The following is a 17,356-nucleotide window of genomic DNA, read 5'->3' on the forward strand; positions in this document are numbered from 1 at the left end:
CCCCGCCGATCAGTCTTCGCCGTGCCTCTGGGCAGCCAGGAAGGGGAGGAACGCCTGCACCGTCCTCCTCTTGGCCTTGGGCAGCGCGGAGAACTCGCGCATCCGGATGTCGAGCCGGAACGGCCCCCGCAGCGTGCGTTTCCAGTCGGCCGGCTCCTGGGCGGGGAGCGCGAAGACGTAGCACATCCAGCTCGGCTGAGGCGAGGGCTCGGGGTGGTAGGGGGTCACGAGGAACCCGTCCGCCTCCACCTCCTCCAGCCCTCGCGCCTTCCTGCTGAACCCCTCCCGCCGGGCGGTGTCTGTCAGCTCACGCATCCGCGCCGCCGACACATACCGCGGCGCGGCGGGCACGGGCCAGCCCATCGGCCCGTCCGTGAGACGCGCGAAGCGCGGGTAGCTCCAACTCTTCCTGGGCCGTTTCCCCTCTTCTTCCATGCCCACCGACTCTGCCGCCCCGGCGACGAGCCGTCCATTCCCGGCCGCCAGTGCCCCGGGGAAGGCGGCTGTGCCACATGTCCCGATCGCCGGGCGGGCTGATCATTCAGCCCGCCCGGCGTGTGAGGACGGCGCGGCGCGCGCAGTGCGCTTTGGGCGCGGACCTCGCGAGCGGCACCGTGCGGTGATTCCTGTCCTGTGACGTCGAAGTCTGCGGACCAAGCCAACTTCGCGGGGGATCTCGCGGACTACGGAGTTGCCCTGCGGACAGGGGCGGTGCTCAGGTAGGCGTCACCGTGCTTGTCCTGGCGAGTGGCCACGGCCGGCAGTGCTGCTGCTCTCGTCTGTTGATCGTCCGCTCGGCGGTGGTGCGCTTTTCGTACCGCCGTTCATCGAAGCCAGGTGCCCGGCTGGTGGTGGGCGGGCCACGGGGGCCGGCGTGGTGCCGGTGGTTCCCGTGGCCCGCCCGGGTGCGCGGTTACAGGGTGAGCAGCGCGCGGTGGGCGATGCCGGTGCCCGCGCCCTGGAGCGGTCTGAGGGCCAGACGCACCAGGGCGAGCGGGTTGTCGTCGCCCGCGATGCGGTTGGCGCTCAGCTCACCGCAGCTCAGGCACTGGTGGATGAGCATCCACTCCCCGTCGGGGCGCGCGGACATGCTCACCGCCTCCATGCGGCCACGGCAGGAGGCGGCCCGGTCGCCCGGGATGCGGGCGTCGACGTGCAGACTGACCAGGCAGTTGGGGCAGTGGTTGCGGTGCCCGGTGCCCGGCGCGTCGAGGGACACGTCCAGGCGGCATCCGGCGCATTTGAAGTCGTGCGCGCGGTGCCCGCCGTGCTCGTGGAGCACGTCCTTGTGCCGCTGTGCACGCCGGCCCTTGTGCCGCTGCGAACGATGGCGTGCGGGATCCTGCGCTCGGTCGGTGTTACGTCGAGGCATGGCGATCTCCTCCTTCCTGGTTACAGGGTGCCGAGTGCTTCGAGCGGGAACGGCGGTTGGGCGAGCGGGCGGACGGCCATGCGCATCAGGACGAGCTGGTTGTCGTCCGTGCAGACGGGGTTGGAGGTGAGTTCGTCGCAGCGTACGCAGCGGTGGATGAGCATCCAGTCGCCGGTGCGCAGCACGGCGATGGAGATCGGCGTCATCCGGCCGTGGCAGTTGCTGGGGCCGCCCTCGACGTGGTCGGTGACGTGCCGCGAGTGCAGACACGACGGGCAGTGGTTGCGACGAGTTCCGTCCGTGGTCGCGGTCACGGTCAGGCCGCACCACGCGCAGGTGAAGGTTTCGACGGCGAGGGTGTTGAGGGTGTTGTTGATGGACACCCGGGTGCTCCTTGCTGAGAAGTCAGGCATGACAGCAAAAGCAGGCCGAGCGGCCTCGACGAGCGGGGCCCACACGGGCGCACCACGCCTTCAGAGGAAGCGGGCGCGAGGTATGGACGGGAACACCGGAAGATGGCATCCGGCAGCGGCGCGCAGATAGCGCGGCGGAAGCAAGCGGATGCTTACGCGGTGTGCAGCGAGGCTCGCTCGGCGCGGGCCGGGGTCATCAAAACACTCTTTCCAAGAGCACGAGGCTCAGAGGTCAGGGCGTACGCACAAGTGCGCCCTGTATGCGATCAAAAGTACGAAATCCAGCATAACCACGTGCCCGCATCGGTGCCAGTGATTTTTTCGGAGAGGAAGCGATCTCCTGGCCGATGCCGGCCGCGTCGACGTAACCGACCTGCACGTCAGTCTGCTGCGGGCAACGCTGTCCGGCTCCACCGCCGGACTGTCGGCCTGGCTCGGCCGCTGCCACGGACCCCGTTCATGCGCCGGTCTGTTCCTGAACCCCGGCTACCCTGCACGCTCTCCGAGGTAGCCGGACGGCGGAACGGATCGTTCAGCCCGTCCGGGGCCTGAGGGGTGCGGGGGCGCAGCCCCTGGGGGAAACGGTGAAAGGGCGGGGCCGGGGAGTCCACCCGGGGTGGAAGGGAAGAGCGTGGGGCTTGACATCAGCGTGTTGGTCGTCGACTGGGAGCGGGTCGGGGGGTTCGCGCCCGCCGAGCGGTGGGAGCGGCTTACGGACGCCGCTTATCCGGACGGGTGTGAGGACGTGTTCCGGGCCGGGCTGCCCGACGGGTGGGTGCGGTTTCCGGACGAGGTGGCGGAGTGGTCCGCGCTGTACGAGTTCCACTCCACGAGCGGGTCGTTCAAGGCGCACTTCTGGGCCGGGAAGCGGTGGGAGGACGTCCGGGAGCAGGCCGTGCCGGAGCTGCGGGCGGCGCTGGACGTGTTTCTGTCGGGGTTGTTCTGGGATCCTTACGACATGGCCGTTCCGCCGGCGGGCACGGGGCCCGACGCGCCGGAGATCAGGGAGTTCGTGCCGCACGAGGGCGGCTGGCGGAACCCGTACTTCCTGGTCGCCTGCCCGCCCCGGGCCGTTCCCGTCCTCGCCGCCGCCTGGGCCGTCGCCGAGCCGCTCCTCGACGGGCTCAAGGGGCCGCACACCGCGCACGCCGACGCTCCGGGACGGTGGATCGCGAACCACGACGAGTTCGCCGTCCTCCTGCGCGAGTGGGCGGAAGTGGTGCGGGAGGCGCGGGCGCGGGGGTGGGGGATCGTCGGGCTGCCCTTCTGACGTGCACGTGCGGCGTCACAGGGCCCCCGCTTGACCCTCACCCCACGTCAGGCCGCAGGCTGAGGCGCGACGAAAGGCAGGACCCCATGACGTACACCGTCGGACAGGTCTCGGGCTTCGCCGGCGTCACCGTGCGAACCCTCCACCACTACGACCGCACCGGGTTGCTCAGCCCCAGTGAGCGCAGCGCGGCCGGCTACCGGCTCTACAGCGAGGCCGACCTGGCCCGCCTCCAGCAGATCCTGTTCTACCGGGAACTCGGCTTCTCCCTGGAGGAGATCGCCGCCATCCTGGAGAACCCCCAGGCCAACGCCATCGACCAGCTGCGTGCCCGGCACAAGCTGCTCAGCGAGCAGATCGGCCGGCTGCGGCGGCTGGTGGAGGTCGCCGAGCGGGCGATGGAGGTGCAGGAGACCGGTGTCGCGCTGACGCCGGGCGAGCGCTTCGACGTGTTCGGCGAGGTGGCCTTCGACCTGAGCTACGCCACCGAGGCCGCCCTCAAATGGCGGGACAGCGACAAGCACCGGCAGTCCCTGGCCAGCGCCGCCGCCCACAGCAAGGACGACTGGCGGGCCATCATGAGCGAAATGACGGAGTGGCGGCGGGAGCTGTGCGCCGTCTTCGACGCCGGTGAGCCCGCGGACGGCACGCGGGCCATGGACCTGGCCGAGGCGCACCGGGGACACCTCGACCGCTGGTTCATGTCCTGCCCGCCCGAGACGCACGTCCGCGTCGCCGACGACTTCGCCACCGACCCGCGCGCGTTCGCCCTGCTGGTGCCGCCCTCCGAACAGCGGCCGGGCCTGGCCGCGTACGTGCGGACGGCCGTCCGCGCCAACGCCGCCCGGCACGGGGCCGAGGAGGAGGCGCGGTGAGGATCCTGATCACCGCGGCCGGTTCGCGCGGCGACGTCGCGCCGTACACCGGCCTCGGCGCCCGCCTGCGCGCGGACGGCCATGACGTCACCGTGGCCACGGACGAGCTCTTCGCCCCGCTGGTGCGCGCCGCCGGACTCTCGTTCCGCTCGCTCCCGGCCGACCCGCGCACCGGGGGCCAGGCCGAGGGGAAGCGCCAGCTGATGAGCGCCGCGGCCGCGTTCGCCGCCCGGCTGGGGCAGGGAATGGCGGAGGCCGTCACCGGGGCCGGGGGCGGCGCGGACCTGCTGCTGCTCTCCACCACCACCGCCCCGCTCGGCTGGCACCTGGCCGAGGCCACCGGCATCCGCAGCCTGGACGTCCACCTCACGCCCAACGCCCCCACCGGCGACTTCCCGCCCGTCGTGAGCGGCACCCGCTCGCTGGGCCGGTGGGGGAACCGGGCCGTCGGCCGGTTCTCCCTGCGGGTGACGGACCGCCTCTTCGCCGGCGCCGCCCGGACGCTGCGCGCGGAGCTCGGCCTGCCGCCGGCCGAGCAGGCCGCCGTCCGCCGCAGGCAGGAGGAGTCGGACCGGCCGGTGCTGTACGGCTTCAGCGAGGCCCTGGTCGAGCGCCCGTCGGACTGGCACCCGCGCCACACGGTGACGGGAACCTGGTGGCCGCACCGGGACGCCGACCGGCTCCCGGCCGTCCTGGAGGACTTCCTGGCCGCGGGCCCGCCCCCGGCCTTCGTCGGCTTCGGCAGCATGCCCGCCGGTGACCGCGAGCGGCTGAGCGCCCTCGTCGTGGACGCGCTGCGCCGCGCGGGCCTCCGCGGCGTCCTGCAGTCCGGCAGCGCGGGCCTGGCCACCGACGCGGACGACGTCCTGACGATCGGGGACGTGCCCCACGAGCTGCTGTTCCCGCGCGTGGCGGCCGTCGTCCACCACGCGGGCGCGGGCACCACGGCCGCCACCCTGCGCGCGGGCGTCCCGTCCGTCCCGGTCCCGGTCATGGCGGACCAGCCCTTCTGGGCCGCCCGCCTGGTCGCCCTGGGCGCCGCCCCGGCCGCCGTCCCCTTCCGGAAGCTCACGGCGGAGGGGCTGGCCGGCGCGCTGGTCCGGGCGGCGACGGAACGGCCGTACGCGGACGCGGCCCGCCGGCTGGCGGCCCGCGTCGCGGAGGAGGACGGCGCGGGCCGGGCGGCCGAGATCGTGGCGTCCCTGGGAGAACGCCCCTGACCTGCCGACGCTGTCCCGGGCCTGGCGATACGGCCCCGGACCTGCCGATACGGTTCCTGACCTGCTGATACGGTCCCGAACCATGAACGACACGGTGTACGTGGGCAACGCTGGCAAGGACGCGGCCCTCGACCGGGGCTGGCTGCTCGGTCACTTCAAGGACGTCTCCGACCCCCGCCACAGCGAGGCGGTGGAGATCAAGTGGGGCGTCCACCCGCCCGGCGACGAGCGCGCCCGCTGGGTCACCGGCGAGGCCCGTACCGCCCTGCTGGTGCTCATCAGCGGCCGCTTCCGGGTGGAACTCCCCGGACGCAGCGTGCTGTTGAGCGAGCAGGGGGACTACGTGGTGTGGGGCGAGGGGGTCGACCACTCCTGGCGCGCGGAGGAGGAGTCGGTGGTGCTGACGGTGCGGTGGCCGTCCGTGCCGGGGTACCGGGTCGAGGACGGCGATGGGGATGGGGACGGGGATGGGGACGGGGAGGCGGACGGGGACGCCGGCGGGGGCGGAGGCGCCGCCGGGTGACGGGACGTGGGTGGCCGATGCCCGGGGGCACCCGGGGCGGATGAGGGGCCGGGGGGCACGGGGCCGGTTGAGGGGCCGGGGGGGCACGGGGCCGGTTGAGGGGCCGGGGCCGCGTTCGGCGTGCCGCCCGTCCCCGGCCGCCCGCGTGTCACCCCCGCCCCCGGCCCCCCGCGTGTCACCCCCGCCCCCGGCCCCCCGCGCCGCGCCGCAAGCGGGCGCGGACCGCCCGTTGGGCGACCGGGCCCAGGCCCTCCAGGACGGACACCAGCCCGGAGAGCTGGTCCAGCGCGTCCAGCGCGCGCAGGGCGCCGTCCGCGTCCACGCCCTCGTACAGTTCCAGGCCGACGAAGGCGGACGCGACCGCGCGTGCCAGCCCGGGGGAGTCGACGAAACCGGCGAGCGGTGTGTCCGCCAGGACCCTGACCAGCACCCGCTCGATCTCGTCGATCCAGAGGGCGAGGCCCGCCGCGGTGGCCGGGGCGAGCCGCGGCTGGTTCTGCGCCCCGGCCAGCAACTGCGCGAGGACGGCCACGTTCCCCTCGGCGCGCTCGACCGCGTGCAGTTCGCGGCCCAGTTCCAGGAGTTCGGAGAGGGTGCGGACCCGGTCCAGCCGGTCCCGGTAGCGGGCGACCCGCTGCTCGGCGCCGTGCCGGCAGGCGGTGGAGAGCAGTTCGTCGACGCTGCCGAAGTGGTAGAAGACCAGGGCCTGGTTCACTCCGGCCGTGGCGGCGATGCTCCGCGCGGAGACCTTGGCGATGCCCTGTTCGGCGAGGGTGCGCAGGGCGGCGTCCAGCAGTTTGGCGCGGGTGTCCGTGCCCGCGTCCGAGCCCGACCTCGTACCCCGGCTCATACCCGCGCCTCCTCGCGCACCGGCCGTAGTCCCCGTCTGACGCCGTGCTCCCGTACGTCCGCGTAGTCCGCGGTGAAGGAGCCTGTGTAGCCGAAGAGCGGGCCGAACCGCCGGTTGGTGACGGCCACCCGGATCCGGAAGCACCCCGCCGCGTCGTCGTACGACTCGCGCACCACCGCGTCGCCGGCGACGAGGTCCGGGACGCGGACGTCCACCGGCCCCTCGCGGAAGCGGTGTTCGCCGGACCGGATGACCAGCGACCCGTCGGCGTCCGCCGAGAAGTGCAGGTCGGTGGCGAGGTGCTGGTGGGTGCCGAGGTAGTCGACGACGCAGCCGCGCTCGGGGCTCCAGATCATGGTGGCGTCGAACCGCCGCCGGTCGCCGCCGGGAAAGGAGAAGGTCCGGACGAAGGTGACGGTCTCGCGTCCGTACGAGTCCCGGTAGGGAACGTTCTCGATGGTGAACGGCACGTCGCGCCCGGCCCGCGGGACGAGGATGTTGCGGGTGCCGCCCAGCGCGAGGAACGGCCGGACGAACCCCCGGCCGTGCCGGACGCGGTCCATCGTGCCGCGCCCGACGCAGGCCGTACCGCTGTCGAGGCCCACGGAGAAGCGCCGCCGGATCTGCGGGTGGAGCCGGTCGAAGTCGGCCCCGAGGGCGCGCTGGAAGATCGAGGTCATGACGGCTCCGGGACGGTGATGGTGGCGGTGACGGCAGGGGACATGGCGGCAGGGGACATGGCGGTGGCGGCGTCCGGCAGGGTGGCGAGCAGGGCCGGCGGTGCCGTCCGTGCGCGTCCGGGCGGGCGGCGCAGGCAGCGCCGGGCGGCCGGGGTCACCGGCGAGGGCGGCAGCAGCAGCGCGAGCGCCGCGGCGGCCGGGCCGGCCGCCGGGGCGGTCTTCGCGACCGCGACGACGGCCAGCAGGCGGACGGCGGACTCGCCGAGCGCGTACCGCAGCGACCGCTCCGGCGGGATGCCGCGCTCGCACCACAGCCGCAGCCGGTCGAAGGACCAGGCCGTGGCCCAGCCCATCAGCGGCCGGAGGACGAGCCGGTCGGCCGGCCGTCCCCAACGGCCCCACCGCACCCGGTAGTCGTACCCCGTCAGGAAGCGGACGCCGTCGTCCGTCGGGACGTAACGCCAGTAGCCGCGGCCCTCCTTGAGGAGCGAGAGCGGATGGCGCGAGGAGAACCGGAGCGCGGAGGTCCGGGTGCCGTCGGGGCGGTGCCGCTCCCCGGCGGCGACCCCGACGCCGGAGACCGTCAGGAACGGCAGGACGCGCGTGGCGTACCGGAAGCGCTGCGGCTCGCCCGGTGCGCACGGCAGGTAGTCGATCTCGGTGAACCGCAGGTCCCAGCGGCGGTGCCGCGCGGGCTGCTGTGTGCGGTCCCACAGGTCGTCGGGATCGGCGCGGATCAGCGCCTCGATGTACAGGCCCATCAAATGTCCCCCCGGAGCGATGGTTTGAGCGACTGCTCAAAACGCAGAGTACGGCGTTTTGAGCAGTCGCTCAAACCCTGGGGGCTGCCCCGCAGTCCTGCGATATCCCGCGCTACCCCCGCCGCTCCAGCCGCACCACGGGAATCGCCCGCCCCGCCCGTTCCCGGAACCCCGCGAACTTCGGCTCGGCCGCGACCTGCCGCCGCCACAGCTCGTCGTACTCCGCCGGGTCCGACACCTCCACCGGCCGGGCGGGGAAGGCGTCGCCGCCCAGCTCGACGCGGAGCGACTCCGGGCGGGCGCGGAGGTTGTGGTACCAGGCGGGGGCCACCGGCGCGCCGCCGTTGAGGGCGAAGACGTGCGGGCGGCCGTCGGCGTCCGGCAGGTACACCAGGGGTGTGGTGCGGAGTTCACCGCTGCGGGCGCCCCGGGTGGTGAGCAGGAGCAGCGGCGTACCGGCGAACTCGCCGCCCACCACGCCCCCGTTGGCGCGGAACTCCTCGATCACCCGCAGGTTGAAGGGGTTGCTGTTCACGATGCCGGGGTTGCCGTTCACGATGCCGGGGCCGCCTGGGCCGTGGCCCGGTCGATGCGGGCGTACTGCTCGGCGGTGAGGCGCAGGTCCAGCGCGTCCCGGTTCTCCGCCAGGTGCTCGGGGGACGAGGTGCCGGGGATCGGGATCATCGTCGGCGAGCGGTGCAGCAGCCAGGCCAGGGCCGTCTGCGCCGGGGTCGCCCCGAGCTCCCGCGCCACGGCCGCCACCACCGTCACGGGGCTGTCCGGCCCCGCGTGCTCGCCCATCGCGATGGGCCAGAAGGGCAGGAACGCGATCCCGTGCCCGGCGGCGTAGTCGACGACGGGGTCGTGTCCGCGCTCGCCGAGGTTGTAGAGGTTCTGGACGGTACGGATGGGGACGATGGCGGACGCCTCCCGCACCTGCTCGACGGTCACCTCCGACAGTCCGATGTGCCGGACCTTGCCCTCGTCCTGGAGCTGCTTCAGGGCGCCGACCTGGTCGGCCAGCGGGTACGCGGGGTCGACGCGGTGGAGCTGGAACAGGTCGATGCGCTCGGTGCCCAGCCGGCGCAGGCTCAGCTCGGCCTGCTGCCGCAGGTAGGCGGGGTGGCCGTGGGTGACCCACTCGGTGGGGGAGGGCCGGACCACGCCCGCCTTGGTGGCGATCATCACCTCGCCGGCGAACGGGCGGAGCGCCTCGGCCACCACCTTCTCGTTCTCGCCCAGCGCGTACGCGTCCGCCGTGTCGAAGAAGCGGATCCCCAGCTCGACCGCCCGCCGGAGCAGGGCGATGGTCTCCGCCCGGTCGGTGGGGGCCGTCCAGATCGGGGCCGTGAAGCCGCGCCGCTCATCGGGACGGCCGGCGAGGCGCATGGCGCCGTAGCCCATGCGCGGCACGACGAGGTCGTCGCCGATGGCGTGGACCGGGGGGTGGATGGGAGCCGTGGTGTGCGCTGTGTTCTGCTGCATGCCGGAGAAGTTAGAAGCTCACACATGTGTGAGCTTCAAGCTGGAACCCGGCACTGTGAGGGGGATCACCATCCATGAAGATCGGAGAACTGTCGGCGGCCACCGGAGTCAGCGTCCGGCTGCTGCGCTACTACGAGGAGCAGGACCTGCTCACCTCCGTCCGCACGCCCGGCGGCCACCGCTCGTACGGGCCGGAGGCGCCCCTGGCGGTCCGCCGGATCCGGGCGCTGCTCGACGCGGGGCTGCCCACGCGCGTCATCCGCGAGGTGCTGCCCTGCGTGGAGGGGGACGGGCTGTTCGTGCACCCGTGCGTGAGCGACCGGCTCCGGGAGCAGCTGCGCGGCATGGAGGAGCGCATCGCCGAGCTGGAGGAGAACCGGGCCGGGCTGGCGGCGATCCTCGCGGTCACGGAGGCCGCGGCCGGCTGAGGACGGCGGCCCCCGCCGCGTACCGGCCCGGCGCCATCCCCACGATCCGCTTGAAGTGCCGCGTCAGATGCGACTGGTCGTAGAACCCGGCCGCCGCCGCCACCGTGCTCGGCGGCATTCCGTCCAGCAGCATCCGGCGCGCCCGGTCGACGCGGCGCGCGGTGAGGTACTGGTGCGGGGCGATGCCGAACGCCCGGCTGAACGTCCGCACCAGACGCGTCGGATGGGCGTGCAGCCGGGCCGCCGCCTCCCGCAGCGTCAGCCCCTCCACGACGCGGGCGTCGAGCAGTTGCCGCAGCCGGTCCGCGAGGACGGCCGCGTCGCGTCCGCCCGGCGCGGGCCGGGCGCCGGGCCGGGGCGCGGACCGCAGGTCCAGATGGCGCACCAGCCGCTCGGCGACGAACGCCAGCCGGCTCTCCGCCTCCAGCTCTCCGCCGGGCTCGGCCAGGGCCGTGTGCAGCTGGTGGACGCGGTGGCGCAGCAGGGGGTCGGCCAGCGTCGGCCGGTCCACCGCGGCGCCGATGTGCTGCTCGCCCAGCACGTCCGCGCCGAGGTACAGCACCCGCTTGCGGAAGCCGCCGGGCGTCGCCGGGGAGCCGCTGTGCGGTATGTGCGGGGGCAGCAGGGTCACCTGGTGGTGGAGTGCTCCGTGCTCGTCGTGTTCGAGGTCGTAGCGGACCATGCCGTCGTCCACGATGAGCAGCGACCAGGTGTCGTGGGTGTGCATGGGGTACGCGTGCTCGAAGAAGCGGGCGTGCAGGACCTCCGCGACGCCCCCGACCCCCGGGCGCCACGCCGTGACCCGTGAGCGGCCCGCCCGCCCGGTGCTCGGCACGCGAGGAGCGTACAAGAGGATCACCGGGGGGTGAACGGGTGTACGGGGACGGGCCGCGGCCGGACTCCGGGGGCCTTCGAGGGCCCACCCCCTGCGCCGGTCTTCCGCGGCACCGACAATGGAACCGACCACCGCGGGACGCCCGGGCGCAACGCGTGCGAAATCGTGTGGTGGGATGCTGATGTGCCCCGGCCTCCCCCGCGGCCGGGAGCGGACGGCCTGACCAGCGAGGATAGGTAGCTATGGATAAGCAGCAGGAGTTCGTGCTCCGCACCCTCGAGGAGCGCGACATCCGCTTTGTGCGGCTGTGGTTCACCGATGTGCTCGGCTACCTGAAGTCGGTCGCCGTCGCCCCGGCGGAGCTTGAGCAGGCGTTCGACGAGGGCATCGGGTTCGACGGCTCCGCGATCGAGGGATTCGCTCGGGTGTACGAATCCGACATGATCGCCAAGCCGGATCCGGGTACCTTCCAGATCCTCCCCTGGCGCGCCGAGGCCCCCGGCACCGCCCGGATGTTCTGCGACATCCTGATGCCGGACGGCTCCCCGTCGTACGCGGACCCCCGCTACGTCCTCAAGCGGATCCTCGCCAAGACCTCCGACCTCGGCTTCACCTTCTACACCCACCCCGAGATCGAGTTCTTCCTGCTCAAGGACAAGCCGGTGGACGGCACCCGCCCGGTGCCCGCCGACTCCTCCGGCTACTTCGACCACACCCCGCAGAACGTGGGCATGGACTTCCGCCGCCAGGCCATCACCATGCTCGAATCCATGGGCATCTCGGTCGAGTTCAGCCACCACGAGGGCGCCCCCGGCCAGCAGGAGATCGACCTGCGCTACGCCGACGCGCTCTCCACGGCCGACAACATCATGACCTTCCGCCTGGTCATGAAGCAGGTGGCGCTGGAGCAGGGCGTGCACGCGACGTTCATGCCGAAGCCCTTCTCCGAGTACCCGGGCTCCGGCATGCACACCCACCTCTCCCTCTTCGAGGGCGACCGCAACGCCTTCCACGAGTCCGGCGCCGAGTACCAGCTCTCCAAGGTCGGCCGCTCCTTCATCGCCGGCCTCCTCCGGCACGCGGCCGAGACCTCCGCCGTCACCAACCAGTGGGTCAACTCGTACAAGCGCATCTGGGGCGGCTCCCAGCGCACCGCCGGCGCCGGCGGCGAGGCCCCCTCCTACATCTGCTGGGGCCACAACAACCGCTCCGCCCTCATCCGCGTCCCCATGTACAAGCCCGGCAAGACCGGCTCCACGCGCGTCGAGGTCCGCTCCATCGACTCCGGCGCCAACCCGTACCTGACGTACGCGGTCCTCCTGGCCGCCGGCCTCAAGGGCATCGAGGAAGGCTACGAACTCCCCGCCGGCGCCGACGACGACGTCTGGGCCCTCTCCGACGCCGAACGCCGCGCCATGGGCATCGAACCCCTCCCGCAGAACCTCGGCGAGGCCATCGAGCTGATGGAGCGGAGCGAGCTCGTCGCGGAGACGCTCGGCGAGCACGTCTTCGACTTCTTCCTGCGCAACAAGAAGCAGGAGTGGGAGGAGTACCGGTCGGAGGTCACGGCGTTCGAGCTGCGGAAGATGCTGCCGGTGCTTTAGCCCTGCGGGGCGGGCGGGGTCTCCTGCCTCAAGGGGCGCGGTGGGGCCCGCGGTTGTCGGCTGCGGGCCCCGCGCTTTGGTTGTGGGCTGGGGTGGTGACGCCGGGGGTTCCTCCGCGTGTGCGGAGACCATTCCGGCGTGCCGGTGATGTCGCTCCAGGGGCGCGGGCCACCCCCGCGTGCGCGGGGACCATGCCTTGAGGCGGGCATGGGTGACCTTGTCGACCGGACCACCCCCGCGTGCGCGGGGACCATTTGGTGGAGACGCCCGAAGCCGACATCATCCTCGGACCACCCCCGCGTGCGCGGGGACCATCGCCGCTCCTGTCGCTGCGGGCACTGTGGCCGGGGACCACCCCCGCGTGCGCGGGGACCATCCGAGATCAAGGTCAAGATGGGCGCCCCGTGGAGGACCACCCCCGCGTGCGCGGGGACCATCCTCGGAAACGGGCCCGCCGGGGAAGCGAGTCCGGACCACCCCCGCGTGCGCGGGGAGCATACTTCGTGACCTGCATCATTCCTGGGGGGCGACGGCTTTTTCCTTTACTTCCTCAGGGCCGCTCCCCCCCCGGGTAGCCGTGGAGTCACCCGCCGGAAGCGAATCCCATGAAGGAGATCCACGCCCCCGCCGGGAACGCGACGGACGGTCCTTCCTCCTTCTTGGAGTCGCGCACGCGGACCACGCCGGGGGTCGCTGCCACCTCGACGCACGAGGGCTCGTTCGCGCCGCTGTGGCTGCTCTTTATCCATCCCGTCGCTGAACCGTTTTCAGCCGAGGCATTGAGTTTCATGTCTCTCCCAGTACTTTCTCGATGAAGGCAAGTGACTTCTGTGGGCTGAGAGCCTGAGCCCGGATGACTCCGTACAGCAGGTCAAGGGCCTGTACTTGCTTGTGGTCCGTGATCACATGACTGAAGAGCTGCACCCCGCCGAGTCCGACCATCGTGCCGTCCATGAGCTTCAGCAGCCGGAACGGGCCGTCAAGGCCCGAGTTCTCCTCAAGCGCCAGGGGTAGAACCTGGAGCTCGACGTTCCGCAAGTGACCGGCCTCCACAAGGTGTTCGAGCTGTCGGCGCATCACCATTCTGCCCCCAAGGGGGCGGCGCAGCGCGGCCTCGCACATCACGTAGCTGAAGACCGGCTCGGCCGCTGAGGCGTCGACGATTTCCTGGCGGGCCATGCGCGCGGCGACGTACCGCTCGATCTCCGCCTCGCTGAACGGCGGCCGACAGCTGCCGAACACCGCCCGCGCGTAGGCCTCCGTCTGCAAGAGCCCGTCGATGACCGAGTTGTTGTACGAGCCCAGCTCGACCGCCTCCCGCTCCAGCTTCGCGATGTCCCGGACCTTCTTCGGGTAGCGCGCCTCCGCCAGGTCCTTCCGCAGGGCGGCGAGCTTTCCGCCCGCCTCCAGGACCTCGTCGGCCCGCTCCAGGTAGTCCGGCTGGGGGACGCGCAGGCCCCGCTCCACCTTGTAGACCAGATCCCTGCTGTAGCCGATGGCCGCCGCCAGCTCGGCCGCGTCCATCCCCGCCGCTTCCCGCCACAGCTTCAGCTGCCGTCCCACCGCGGCGACCAGCACCACGGAATCGTCCTCGGGGTCGAGCTCCCAGCCGTTCTTGTCACTCATCGCGTCCACCTCCGCGTAGCACTGGTCGGTCAGCGTGGCAGTCGCGGTCGCGGGCGGTGGGGGGAACGGGGGATTCCGCACCGATCGGGGGGTGGGTGCCGTGCCCCGCGCGGACGGCCCTGTCGATACGCTGGAGACCGGGCCTTGACCGGGCATGGTCAGTCGGAGGCGATGGGGCGATGGGATGACAGTGCCGGACGGGCGGCCCGAGAGCCGGCGCGGCAGTACGTACACCCGGCTGGTGCGGAGCGGGTTCGCGGATCCGGCCGCCGCCGAGCGGCTGCTGGACGACGCCGACGGGCTGGCGGCGCTCCGCGACGACCCCGTGTTCCTGGACGCGCTCGGCGCGACCGCCGACCCCGATCTCGCGCTGCTCGGACTGGTCCGGCTCGCCGAGTCACTGGAGGCGAAGCGCGGGTCGGCCGAACGGCAGGCGCTGCTCGACACCGTCGTCACCGCCAAGCCCCTGCGGGACCGGCTGCTCGGCGTGCTCGGCGCGTCCGAGGCGCTCGGGGACCACCTCGCGCGGCACCCCGGCGACTGGCACGCGCTCGTCACGTTCGAGCGCGCCGACCTGCACCCCGGCACCGAGGAGTTCGAACGGGCCCTCGCCGAGGGCGTGGAAGCGGGGCGGGAGGCCGGGCTGACGCCGTCCGACGCGCTGCGCGCCGCCTACCGCCGCTGCCTGCTCACCGTCGCCGCCCGGGACGTCACCGGCACCACCGACGTCGCCGAGACCGCCGCCGAACTCGCCGACCTGGCCACCGCCACCCTCCGCGCGGCCCTCGCCATCGCCTCCGACGAGCACCCCGATGACGCGGCGGCCTGCCGGCTCGCCGTCATCGGCATGGGCAAGTGCGGCGGCCACGAGCTCAACTACGTCTCGGACGTGGACGTCGTCTTCGTCGCCGAGCCGCGCGGCGACACCCCCGAGGGGACGGCGCTGCGGGCCGCCACCCGGCTCGCCTCCCGCATGATGCGGGTCTGCTCGGACATCACCCCCGAGGGCACCATCTGGCCCGTCGACGCCAACCTCCGCCCCGAGGGCCGCAACGGTCCCCTGGTGCGCACGCTCAGCAGCCATCTCGCGTACTACCAGCGGTGGGCGAAGACCTGGGAGTTCCAGGCGCTGCTCAAGGCGCGGCCGGTGGCCGGCGACCCCGCGCTCGGGCAGGAGTACGCGGACGCCGTCTCGCCGCTCGTCTGGCAGGCCGCCGAGCGCGAGAACTTCGTCCCCGACGTGCAGCAGATGCGCCGCCGCGTCGTCGCCTCCATCCCCGCCGACCGGCTCGACCGCGAACTCAAACTCGGGCCCGGGGGGCTGCGGGACGTCGAGTTCGCCGTCCAGCTGCTCCAGCTCGTCCACGGCCGCAGCGACGCCACGCTGCGCAGCGGCGGCACCCTCGACGCGCTGGCCGCGCTCGCCGCCGGCGGCTACGTGGGACGGGCCGACGCCGCCGCGCTGGACGCCGCCTACCGCTTCCTGCGCGCCATGGAACACCGCATCCAGCTGCACCGGCTGCGGCGTACGCACCTGGTGCCCGAGGGCGAGGCCGAACAGCGGCGCTTGGGCCGGTCGTTGGGTTTCCGGACGGAACCCGTCGCCGAACTGGGCAAGGAGTGGCGGCGGCACGCGCGTGAGGTGCGGCGGCTGCACGAGAAGCTGTTCTACCGGCCGCTGCTGGACGCCGTCGCCCAGCTCGAACCGGGCGAGATCCGGCTCAGCCCCAAGGCCGCCGGCCAGCGCCTCGGCGCGCTCGGATACGCCGATCCCGCCGCCGCGCTCCGCCATCTGGAGGCGCTTGCCTCGGGAGTGACCCGGAAGGCGGCGATCCAGCGTACGCTGCTGCCCGTGCTGCTGGGCTGGTTCGCGGACTCCTCCGACCCCGACGCGGGACTGCTCAACTTCCACAAGGTGTCGGACGCGTTGGGCAAGACGCCCTGGTACCTGCGGCTGCTGCGCGACGAGGGCGCCGCCGCGGAGAACCTCGCCCGCGTCCTGTCCGCCGGGCGGCTCGCCCCCGACCTGCTGCTGCGCGCCCCCGAGGCGGTCGCCCTGCTCGGCGCCCCCGAAGGGCTGCGGCCGCGCGACCGCGAGGCGCTGGAACAGGAGACGCTGGCGGCCGTGGGCCGGGCCGAGGACGCGGAGAAGGCGATCGTCGCCGTGCGCGGGGTACGGCGGCGGGAGCTGTTCCGTACGGCCGCGGCCGACATCGTGGGTGCCTACGGACGCCCCGGCGCGCCCGCGCCGGAAGCCGGCGCCCGCGACCACGGCGCCCGCTGCGACCTCGTCGGCCGGTCCGTCTCCGACCTCAACGCCGCCGCCCTGGCCGGCGCCCTGCGCGCCGCCGTCCGCGCGGAGTGGGGCGACACCCTGCCCACGCGGTTCGCCGTGATCGGCATGGGACGCTTCGGGGGACGCGAGCAGGGGTACGGGTCCGACGCGGACGTCCTGCTCGTGCACGAGCCCCGGGACGGCGTCGGCGACGAGGAGGCCGCGAAGGCCGCCTTCGCGGTCGCGAACGAGATGCGGCGGCTGCTGCAACTCCCGACGACCGATCCGCCGTTGCTCATCGACGCGGATCTGCGGCCGGAGGGGAAATCGGGGCCGCTGGTGCGCAGTCTCGCGTCCTATGCCGCCTACTACCGGCGGTGGTCGCTGGTCTGGGAGAGCCAGGCGCTGCTGCGGGCCGAACCGGTCGCCGGTGACGCCGAGCTCGGACGGCGGTTCGTGGAATTGATCGATCCGCTGCGGTATCCGGCGGAAGGACTGTCCGAGGACGCCGTTCGGGAGATCCGGCGGCTCAAGGCCCGGATGGAGACGGAACGGTTGCCTCGGGGCGCCGATCGGACCACGCACACCAAGCTGGGGCGTGGGGGGCTTTCCGATGTGGAGTGGACCATCCAGCTGTTGCAGATGCGGCACGGGCACGCGGAGCCGCGGCTGCGTACGACGCGTACACGCGAGGCCCTCGCGGCGGCGTGCGCGGCGGGGCTCCTGGACTCCGAGGAGACCCGCATTCTCGACGAGGCGTGGGTGCTCGCGACGTGCGTGCGGAATGCGGTGATGTTGGTGCGCGGGAGGCCCGGGGATACGTTTCCGGGTGATCCTCGGGAGTTGGCGGCGGTGGGACGGTATCTGGGGTACGAGCCGGGGCATGTCGGGGACATGCTCGACGATTACCGGCGGGTCACGCGGCGGGCTCGGGCGGTGGTCGAGGAGCGGTTTTATGGGGGGTAGGGAGTGTGTGCCCCGGTCCCTCCCCCAGAGGGGGCACCCCCATTCGCCGATTCCTAGGGCTGCGCCCCAGACCCCGCTGATCGCGGCTTCGCCGCTCGTCCTCAAACGCCGGACGGGCTGATATTCAGCCCGTCCGGCGTTTGAGGACAGCGCCCCCAGGGCGCTTCGGGGGT

18 protein-coding genes and 1 CRISPR repeat array are annotated in these 17,356 nt (G+C 73.0%); of the genes, 7 read left to right on the forward strand and 11 right to left on the reverse strand.

What is annotated here, in order from left to right:
* Window positions 1-9 precede the first annotated feature (9 nt).
* From K7I03_RS33900 to K7I03_RS23775, 3 genes are all read right to left on the reverse strand, one after another.
* Window positions 10-315, reverse strand: a complete 306-nt coding sequence (locus tag K7I03_RS33900; protein ID WP_221902414.1) for a hypothetical protein — start codon at window positions 313-315, stop codon at window positions 10-12.
* A 598-nt stretch (window positions 316-913) separates the two neighbouring features.
* Entirely contained in the window at window positions 914-1,372 is a 459-nt protein-coding gene (locus tag K7I03_RS23770) for an RNHCP domain-containing protein (protein WP_185940509.1), read from the reverse strand.
* A 20-nt stretch (window positions 1,373-1,392) separates the two neighbouring features.
* The gene (locus tag K7I03_RS23775) at window positions 1,393-1,785 is read right to left on the reverse strand and encodes an RNHCP domain-containing protein (RefSeq protein ID WP_185940508.1); all 393 of its coding nucleotides are present in this window, start codon (window positions 1,783-1,785) and stop codon (window positions 1,393-1,395) included.
* Between the two features lie 631 nt (window positions 1,786-2,416).
* On the opposite strand from K7I03_RS23775, the gene K7I03_RS23780 reads away from it, so the two are divergent.
* The 4 genes from K7I03_RS23780 to K7I03_RS23795 all read left to right on the forward strand — a co-directional run bounded on the left by K7I03_RS23780 (window position 2,417) and on the right by K7I03_RS23795 (window position 5,673).
* The gene (locus K7I03_RS23780) at window positions 2,417-3,055 is read left to right on the forward strand and encodes a hypothetical protein (protein WP_185940507.1); all 639 of its coding nucleotides are present in this window, start codon (window positions 2,417-2,419) and stop codon (window positions 3,053-3,055) included.
* An 86-nt stretch (window positions 3,056-3,141) separates the two neighbouring features.
* Window positions 3,142-3,930, forward strand: coding sequence for a MerR family transcriptional regulator (locus K7I03_RS23785; protein ID WP_185940506.1), 789 nt, complete (start codon window positions 3,142-3,144; stop codon window positions 3,928-3,930).
* Window positions 3,927-5,150, forward strand: a complete 1,224-nt coding sequence (locus tag K7I03_RS23790; protein ID WP_185940505.1) for a glycosyltransferase — start codon at window positions 3,927-3,929, stop codon at window positions 5,148-5,150. Before K7I03_RS23785 ends, K7I03_RS23790 begins: the two co-directional genes overlap by 4 nt.
* An 82-nt stretch (window positions 5,151-5,232) precedes the next feature.
* Window positions 5,233-5,673 carry a cupin domain-containing protein gene (locus K7I03_RS23795; RefSeq protein WP_185940504.1) on the forward strand — a complete coding sequence of 147 codons (441 nt, stop codon included), beginning with the start codon at window positions 5,233-5,235 and terminating at the stop codon, window positions 5,671-5,673.
* A 175-nt stretch (window positions 5,674-5,848) separates the two neighbouring features.
* Here the strand turns inward: K7I03_RS23795 and K7I03_RS23800 are convergent, their stop codons facing one another.
* The 5 genes from K7I03_RS23800 to K7I03_RS23820 all read right to left on the reverse strand — a co-directional run bounded on the left by K7I03_RS23800 (window position 5,849) and on the right by K7I03_RS23820 (window position 9,449).
* A complete protein-coding gene (locus tag K7I03_RS23800; RefSeq protein WP_185940503.1) occupies window positions 5,849-6,523 on the reverse strand; it encodes a TetR/AcrR family transcriptional regulator in 675 nt (224 codons plus the stop codon).
* Window positions 6,520-7,203 (reverse strand): DUF4166 domain-containing protein, encoded by a 684-nt coding sequence (locus tag K7I03_RS23805; RefSeq protein WP_185940502.1) that lies wholly within the window; start codon window positions 7,201-7,203, stop codon window positions 6,520-6,522. The genes K7I03_RS23800 and K7I03_RS23805 overlap by 4 nt, the downstream gene beginning before the upstream one ends.
* Complete coding sequence (locus tag K7I03_RS23810) at window positions 7,200-7,964, reverse strand: hypothetical protein (RefSeq protein ID WP_224347188.1); 765 nt, start codon at window positions 7,962-7,964, stop codon at window positions 7,200-7,202. The genes K7I03_RS23805 and K7I03_RS23810 overlap by 4 nt, the downstream gene beginning before the upstream one ends.
* A 112-nt stretch (window positions 7,965-8,076) precedes the next feature.
* On the reverse strand, window positions 8,077-8,520 hold the full coding sequence (locus K7I03_RS23815) for a nitroreductase/quinone reductase family protein (RefSeq protein ID WP_224347189.1): 444 nt from the start codon (window positions 8,518-8,520) through the stop codon (window positions 8,077-8,079).
* The gene (locus tag K7I03_RS23820) at window positions 8,517-9,449 is read right to left on the reverse strand and encodes an aldo/keto reductase (RefSeq protein ID WP_185940501.1); all 933 of its coding nucleotides are present in this window, start codon (window positions 9,447-9,449) and stop codon (window positions 8,517-8,519) included. Before K7I03_RS23820 ends, K7I03_RS23815 begins: the two co-directional genes overlap by 4 nt.
* A gap of 74 nt (window positions 9,450-9,523) precedes the next feature.
* On the opposite strand from K7I03_RS23820, the gene K7I03_RS23825 reads away from it, so the two are divergent.
* Complete coding sequence (locus K7I03_RS23825; protein ID WP_185940500.1) at window positions 9,524-9,877, forward strand: MerR family transcriptional regulator; 354 nt, start codon at window positions 9,524-9,526, stop codon at window positions 9,875-9,877.
* Here the strand turns inward: K7I03_RS23825 and K7I03_RS23830 are convergent.
* On the reverse strand, window positions 9,855-10,712 hold the full coding sequence (locus K7I03_RS23830) for a helix-turn-helix transcriptional regulator (protein WP_185940499.1): 858 nt from the start codon (window positions 10,710-10,712) through the stop codon (window positions 9,855-9,857). The two genes, K7I03_RS23825 and K7I03_RS23830, sit on opposite strands and share 23 nt — an antisense overlap.
* A 242-nt stretch (window positions 10,713-10,954) precedes the next feature.
* Here K7I03_RS23830 and glnA point away from each other — a divergent pair, with 242 nt between their 5' ends.
* The gene (gene glnA / locus K7I03_RS23835; RefSeq protein ID WP_099200781.1) at window positions 10,955-12,316 is read left to right on the forward strand and encodes a type I glutamate--ammonia ligase; all 1,362 of its coding nucleotides are present in this window, start codon (window positions 10,955-10,957) and stop codon (window positions 12,314-12,316) included.
* A 168-nt stretch (window positions 12,317-12,484) separates the two neighbouring features.
* A CRISPR array of direct repeats spans window positions 12,485-12,814; the repeat unit is 25 nt; unit sequence CCACCCCCGCGTGCGCGGGGACCAT.
* A gap of 85 nt (window positions 12,815-12,899) precedes the next feature.
* Here glnA and K7I03_RS23840 read toward each other — a convergent pair.
* Both K7I03_RS23840 and K7I03_RS23845 read right to left on the reverse strand, forming a co-directional pair.
* On the reverse strand, window positions 12,900-13,106 hold the full coding sequence (locus K7I03_RS23840; protein ID WP_185940498.1) for a DUF397 domain-containing protein: 207 nt from the start codon (window positions 13,104-13,106) through the stop codon (window positions 12,900-12,902).
* A complete protein-coding gene (locus K7I03_RS23845) occupies window positions 13,103-13,942 on the reverse strand; it encodes a helix-turn-helix domain-containing protein (protein WP_185940497.1) in 840 nt (279 codons plus the stop codon). Before K7I03_RS23845 ends, K7I03_RS23840 begins: the two co-directional genes overlap by 4 nt.
* Window positions 13,943-14,126: 184 nt before the next feature.
* Here K7I03_RS23845 and K7I03_RS23850 point away from each other — a divergent pair, with 184 nt between their 5' ends.
* Window positions 14,127-17,183: a bifunctional [glutamine synthetase] adenylyltransferase/[glutamine synthetase]-adenylyl-L-tyrosine phosphorylase gene (locus K7I03_RS23850; RefSeq protein ID WP_185940496.1), complete on the forward strand. Its 3,057-nt coding sequence runs from the start codon at window positions 14,127-14,129 to the stop codon at window positions 17,181-17,183.
* The last annotated feature ends 173 nt before the right edge of the window (window positions 17,184-17,356 follow it).

It is taken from the genome of Streptomyces mobaraensis (assembly GCF_020099395.1).
In the GTDB taxonomy this organism is placed as follows: Bacteria; Actinomycetota; Actinomycetes; order Streptomycetales; family Streptomycetaceae; genus Streptomyces.

Excerpts from the sequence above, each read along its gene's own strand:
- K7I03_RS33900 (WP_221902414.1), bottom strand. The coding sequence starts at position 315 with ATGCGTGAGCTGACAGACACCGCCCGGCGGGAGGGGTTCAGCAGGAAG.
- K7I03_RS23770 (WP_185940509.1), bottom strand. The coding sequence starts at position 1,372 with ATGCCTCGACGTAACACCGACCGAGCGCAGGATCCCGCACGCCATCGT.
- K7I03_RS23775 (WP_185940508.1), bottom strand. The coding sequence starts at position 1,785 with ATGCCTGACTTCTCAGCAAGGAGCACCCGGGTGTCCATCAACAACACC.
- K7I03_RS23785 (WP_185940506.1), top strand. The coding sequence starts at position 3,142 with ATGACGTACACCGTCGGACAGGTCTCGGGCTTCGCCGGCGTCACCGTG.
- K7I03_RS23795 (WP_185940504.1), top strand. The coding sequence starts at position 5,233 with ATGAACGACACGGTGTACGTGGGCAACGCTGGCAAGGACGCGGCCCTC.
- K7I03_RS23800 (WP_185940503.1), bottom strand. The coding sequence starts at position 6,523 with ATGAGCCGGGGTACGAGGTCGGGCTCGGACGCGGGCACGGACACCCGC.
- K7I03_RS23805 (WP_185940502.1), bottom strand. The coding sequence starts at position 7,203 with ATGACCTCGATCTTCCAGCGCGCCCTCGGGGCCGACTTCGACCGGCTC.
- K7I03_RS23810 (WP_224347188.1), bottom strand. The coding sequence starts at position 7,964 with ATGGGCCTGTACATCGAGGCGCTGATCCGCGCCGATCCCGACGACCTG.
- K7I03_RS23820 (WP_185940501.1), bottom strand. The coding sequence starts at position 9,449 with ATGCAGCAGAACACAGCGCACACCACGGCTCCCATCCACCCCCCGGTC.
- K7I03_RS23825 (WP_185940500.1), top strand. The coding sequence starts at position 9,524 with ATGAAGATCGGAGAACTGTCGGCGGCCACCGGAGTCAGCGTCCGGCTG.
- glnA (WP_099200781.1), top strand. The coding sequence starts at position 10,955 with ATGGATAAGCAGCAGGAGTTCGTGCTCCGCACCCTCGAGGAGCGCGAC.
- K7I03_RS23840 (WP_185940498.1), bottom strand. The coding sequence starts at position 13,106 with ATGAAACTCAATGCCTCGGCTGAAAACGGTTCAGCGACGGGATGGATA.
- K7I03_RS23845 (WP_185940497.1), bottom strand. The coding sequence starts at position 13,942 with ATGAGTGACAAGAACGGCTGGGAGCTCGACCCCGAGGACGATTCCGTG.
- K7I03_RS23850 (WP_185940496.1), top strand. The coding sequence starts at position 14,127 with ATGACAGTGCCGGACGGGCGGCCCGAGAGCCGGCGCGGCAGTACGTAC.